The following is a 2,485-nucleotide window of genomic DNA, read 5'->3' as shown; positions in this document are numbered from 1 at the left end:
TTCTGGAAGTATTCCATATTCGGTTAGGAATTCTATTTATAAAGAAATAATTGATTTGCTAAAAAATAAAAAAAATATAAAAGTAATATTGGATTCGAGAGACGAAGCGTTTAAAGAGGCTATAAAATCTGGCGTATTTTTGTCAAAACCAAATAAAAACGAATTGAAAGAATATTTTAATAAAGAAATAAATAGTTTTGAAGATATTATTTTTTATTCAAAGAAATTAATTGAAGAAGGCTCTCAAAATCTTATCGTTTCTATGGGTAAAGAAGGTTCTGCATTAATTACTAAAGACTCGGTTTATAAAGGAAACGCTCCAGACGGAAAATTAATAAGTTCGGTTGGAGCGGGAGATTCTATGGTGGCGGGAATAGTTTACGGAATAAGCAAAGGATTAAATATAGAAGATTCTTATAAATACGCTATAGCTTCTGGCAGCGCTACGGCATGTTCGGAAGGGCTTACTTCTTTTGAAACTATGAATAAATTTTTAGAAAAAGTAAAAATAGAAAAAATATAAATAAAATTAACGGAGGAATAAATGTTAAAAGATATTATTACTTTAGATTGTATAGATATTAATTTGAAAGGAACTACAAAATCTGAAATTATAGACGAAATGATTGATATTCTATACAAAGCGGGAAAATTAAACGACAGAGAAGAATATAAAAAAGAAATTCTTAAAAGGGAATCGCAAGGTTCTACTGGAATGGAAGAAGGAATCGCAATACCGCATGCAAAAACGAATGCCGTAAAAACTTCAACCGTTGCAATCGGAATTTCAAAAAACGGAGTAGATTATCAATCGTTAGACGGCGAACCTTCCCATTTATTTTTTATGATAGCGGCTTCCGACACTTCAGCCGACTCGCATATTGAAATATTATCAAAACTTACGACTCTTTTACTCGAAGACGAAATAAGAGAAGGACTTTTGCATGCAAATAGTAAAGAAGAATTATTAAATATTTTGGTTAGCAATATGGAAAAAGAAGAAACCTCGCAGGATACCGAAGAAAGCGATAATTCTTTGCCTCAAGTTTTAGCTGTCACGGCATGTCCTACGGGCATAGCTCATACATATATGGCTGCCGATTCTTTAATGAAAAAAGCTAAAGAAATGGGTGTTAGAATTAAAGTGGAAACAAACGGTTCTGGCGGAGTTAAAAACGAATTAACCGAAGAAGAAATAAAAAATGCAAAAGGAATAATAGTGGCTGCGGATAAAAGCGTATTTATGGATAGATTTTCTGGATATCATGTCGATATAGTAGGCGTAAAAGAAGCTATAAAAAATCCAGAGAATTTAATAAATAACGCGCTCTCTCAAAACGCTCCTATTTATAATGCAGATAATAATACTGAAAAAGGAAAAATGAAATTTGAGAAAAAACCAAAAACGGGAATATATAAACATTTGATGTCGGGAGTATCGAATATGCTTCCTTTCGTTGTCGGAGGAGGTATTTTAATAGCGATTTCTTTTATGTTTGGAATAAATGCAAGCGACCCTAACGACCCTTCATACAATTATATAGCTAAACTTTTAAACGATATAGGCGGAGGAAACGCTTTCTTTCTAATGGTTCCAGTTATGGCGGCTTTTATTGGAATGAGTATTGCCGACAGACCGGGATTTGCTCCAGCTATGGTAGGAGGTTTAATTTCTTTAAATAGCGGAGGAGGATTTTTAGGAGGATTAATCGGCGGATTTTTGGGAGGTTATATAACTTTACTTCTTAAAAAAATATTTGGAAAATTGCCCGATAGTTTGGAAGGAATTAAACCCGTTTTGCTCTATCCTCTATTTGGAATATTAATAACAGGTTCTATAATGTATTTATTTATTGTAGAGCCGATATCTTGGATAAACTCTTCGCTTTCGGTATTTTTGAAAAGTTTAGGAACGGGAAATTTAATATTATTAGGAATAGTTTTAGGCGGAATGATGTCAACCGATATGGGCGGACCTATAAATAAAGCGGCTTTTACTTTTGGAATAGCTATGATATCTTCTGGAGATTACGCTCCTCATGCGGCGGTTATGGCGGGAGGAATGGTGCCTCCTTTGGGAATAGCTTTAGCCACTACAATATTTAGAAATAAATTTACAAAAGACGAGAGAGACGCGGGAAAAACCTGCTATATAATGGGGCTTTCTTTTATTACCGAAGGCGCTATACCGTTTGCCGCATCCGACCCTATAAGAGTTATACCTTCATGTATAATAGGAGCTATGATTTCTGGCGGACTTTCTATGGCATTTAATATAGAATTAAGAGCGCCGCATGGAGGTTTATTCGTTCTGCCAATAGTCAATCATCCTCTTTTATATTTGCTTGCCGTAATAATCGGTTCGGTAATAACGGCTTTAATATTAGGATTTATTAAAAAACCAATTAATGAATAAAATTTAATTTTGTATAAAATATAAATTTAAAAAGGCGTTAAATAGTTTATATTTGACGCTTTTTTATTA

2 protein-coding genes are annotated in these 2,485 nt (G+C 33.5%); both read left to right on the top strand.

Features of this window, described 5'->3' with window-relative positions:
• Positions 1–523: 1-phosphofructokinase family hexose kinase (locus ACR0QS_RS12710; protein WP_432633823.1), on the top strand; the 523-nt coding region annotated here is incomplete at its 5' end.
• Between the two features lie 21 nt (positions 524–544).
• On the top strand, positions 545–2,416 hold the full coding sequence (locus ACR0QS_RS12705; protein WP_432633822.1) for a PTS fructose transporter subunit IIABC: 1,872 nt from the start codon (positions 545–547) through the stop codon (positions 2,414–2,416).
• Positions 2,417–2,485: the final 69 nt, after the last annotated feature.

It is taken from the genome of Brachyspira sp. (assembly GCF_050873525.1).
Lineage (GTDB): Bacteria > Spirochaetota > Brachyspiria > Brachyspirales > Brachyspiraceae > Brachyspira.
This window is presented reverse-complemented; position numbering and strand designations above follow the sequence as displayed.

Coding starts and splice junctions, on each gene's coding strand:
- ACR0QS_RS12705 (WP_432633822.1), top strand. CDS start 545: ATGTTAAAAGATATTATTACTTTAGATTGTATAGATATTAATTTGAAA.